The organism is Rhodococcus ruber (genome assembly GCF_027270735.1).
GTDB lineage: Bacteria > Actinomycetota > Actinomycetes > Mycobacteriales > Mycobacteriaceae > Rhodococcoides > Rhodococcoides rubrum_A.
On sequence record NZ_JAPWIJ010000026.1, the window covers coordinates 1 to 2,941 of the forward strand.

2 protein-coding genes are annotated in these 2,941 nt (G+C 62.0%); one reads left to right on the forward strand and one right to left on the reverse strand.

Translation table 11 applies throughout. The annotated features are described in order from the left end of the window. The first annotated feature begins 473 nt into the window (after positions 1–473). Complete coding sequence (locus O4220_RS27625) at positions 474–1,454, forward strand: phosphotransferase (RefSeq protein ID WP_269608738.1); 981 nt, start codon at positions 474–476, stop codon at positions 1,452–1,454. 24 nt (positions 1,455–1,478) lie between these two features. Here the strand turns inward: O4220_RS27625 and O4220_RS27630 are convergent, their stop codons facing one another. Continuing rightward, positions 1,479–2,828, reverse strand: coding sequence for an aspartate aminotransferase family protein (locus O4220_RS27630; RefSeq protein WP_269608739.1), 1,350 nt, complete (start codon positions 2,826–2,828; stop codon positions 1,479–1,481). Positions 2,829–2,941: the final 113 nt, after the last annotated feature.

Consider the following 2,941-nt stretch of genomic DNA (forward strand, 5'->3'; position numbering starts at 1 on the left):
TGACCGTCACCGCAGGCGACGCCATCACCCAAGGCACCATCCTCACAGAAATCAAATGAGCTGCTGAGAAAAGCAGCACGAAGGGAGCACGTCAATGTCGAAAGCTATGAGCGCAGAACATCGACAAGTGTGCGGGATCCGTCCGACGACAGCAGCGGCGCGTCGCCGGGACTGTCGGTGTAGGTGGCAGTTGCTCTTCGGTGTCAGCGGGTTCGGCGACTCCCGCACGTACGGCTATGAGGGCGCGTACGTCACCACGGTCTACGCCGCGCGTGATGCGGGTGAGGTGGCCCGGGATCTGGACCAGGTTGCTTCACTGGGCACTTCCAGGAGACGGTGTTCCCGAGACAACGTCGGCAACTCGTCAGAGCAAGAAGTCGACCTTCTCGCGCAATACGTGTGCAGCATCTGCGATCGCTGCGTGTATTCGGTCAGCTCGGAAAGAACTGATGATCCGTCCCGATAGTTCCGGGGTGACGTCATCCTTCACCGAATCGTTCGAGCGGTTGAGCGCCGAACAGGTACGAAGACTGATCAACTCGGTATACGGAATCGTGGCCGCCGAAGATCCGGTGAGGTTACCGACCGAACGGGACGACACGTATCGAGCTACTACGCGCCTCGGTGACAGCTACGTGATCAAGATTGCCCACCCGGGTGACCAGCCGCGCGTCATCGAATTGCAGACTGCGGCCTTGCTACACGCGAGTCGGCGGGATCCCCTTCTACCGCTCGAGCGCGTCATCCCCTCTGCCGACGGTGAGCAACTTCCCCGTGTGGTGGTGCCGGACGGTCAAAGACGCATCGTACGTGTCACTACGTTTCTCTCCGGACGCGCGCTGCGCTCAGTTCAACCCTCCCCCGACCAATTACGTCAATGCGGACGAGTCTTGGCAAGGATGGCCAACGCCCTCAGCGACTTTCACCACGACGCAGCGGACCGGCACCTGGCATACGACCTGCAGAACTTCCACGAACTCGACGTCATGCGACCACTGGCAGACTCACCCGCCGTGGGACGGGTGTTCGTTTGGTACGGCTCCACTTTTGTTCCTGCGGCCGGGGACCTGCCAACTCAAGTGGTGCACGGCGATTTCAGTGTGGACAACATTCTCGTCGATCCCGCATCGAACGATTTCGTTCAAGGAGTCCTGGATTGGGGTGATGTCATGCACTCGTGGCGCGCCGCCGATCTGGCCAGTGGGTTGGCCTCTCAGGTCGCTGTCGACGGCGACCCATGGGAAGGACCCCGTCACATGATCGCTGGGTACCGCGAGGTGTGCGTCATGACCGACTCGGAGTCCGAATTGATTCGTGGTCTGGTGTCGATGCGCATCACCCAGCGACTCCTGATGGCGCTGCACCTCAGCGAGGCGATGCCCCACAACGCCGAGTACCTGTCGCGCAACATCGGATGGAGTGCCGCGCAGCTGTCCAACCTGGTCGGCGTCTGAGCAGTCCTCGCCGGCCGAGGTGGGTCAGGATGTGGCCTCGGCGAGGACCTCGTCGAGCTGGACCAGGAAGTACTGCGCATTCTCGGCCGAGAAGACCAGCGGTGGGCGAATCTTCAGGACGTTCTCGAAGGGTCCGGTGTTGCTGACCAATACCCGCCGTTTGCGCAGGCCATTGACGACCGACGCCGCCAGTATCGGTGCCGGTCGCTGGGTCTCCGGGTCGACCAGATCGACGGCGACGAACAGTCCTGCTCCCCGCGCGCTCGTCACGCAGGCGTAGCGCTGCGTCAGCTCTGTGAGGCCTTCGAGCAATTGCCGTCCTACGTTGCAGACGTTCGCGAGAATTCCATCGGTCTCGAAGACGTCCAGGACCGCGTTGGCAGCACTGATGCACACGGTGTTGCCCGCCGCGGTGTTGAAGTACCGGATGTCGCGCCCGAACTTCAGCGCATGTCGACTCTGCGTCGCGACCGCCGCGAGCGGCAGACCGTTCGCCATCGGTTTGCCCATCGTCACCAGATCAGGTATGACCCCATGCCGTTGGTATCCCCACATGGCTTCACCGGTTCGGCCGAAGCCCGCTTGTACCTCGTCTGCGATGAAAAGTCCGCCGGCTCTGTGGACCACGTCGACAACCGGTGCGAGGAATCCGGGCGGGCTCGTGATGAGTCCGTCGCTCGAGAACACGGTGTCGACGAGGAGCGCCGCGAGCCGCATCCCATGCCGCTCGAGGTGTTTGATGGCCTCGGACACGCGAGACGCCATCGTGGCTCCGACCGTTTCGGCGTCGTCACCGCTCGAGTAGTCCGGTGCCTCGATCGTCACCGTCGTCGCCCCGAGGGGAACGTTCGGGCCCAGGGTCGGCGACATCTCGGCAATGGACGCTGTGAGCCCGTGATAGGCGTGGGACGTCACGATGACTGCATCGCCACCCGTTTCGTAGCGGGCCATCCGGATGGCGAGATCGTTGGCCTCACTGCCCGAACAGGTATACAGAACCTGGTCGATGGCTGGGTCATGGGTCGCGAGGAGTCGTTCGCTGTATTCGATCAGCGTGGGTGTGAGGTATCGCGTATTGCTGTTCAAGGTCGCGGCTTGTCGCGAAATAGCCTCCACCACATGCGGATTGCAATGACCGACGGCGGGAACGTTGTTGTAGGCGTCGAGGTACTGATTCCCCTGCGCATCGTACAAATGGACGCCTTCGGCGCGCACCACGTCGACTGGTGTGCTGTAGAACAACCGGTTGCTCGGGGCGATGACGCTTTGTCTGCGTTCGACCAACGAACGCAGTTCGGGCTCTAACGATTCCACACTCGCGGGATCGAATCCGTTGGGCATCGTGCCCTCGGTCTTGGTCTGCGGTGTAGTCATCGAACATCCTCTCGGTGGTAGCGGCCCGATCGCGTCTACAGTTGTGAATTCGGCCTGTGCGACTGCGCCTACTGCTGGTGGTTGCGGTGGGCGCAGTCGTCTTTGTGGTTCAG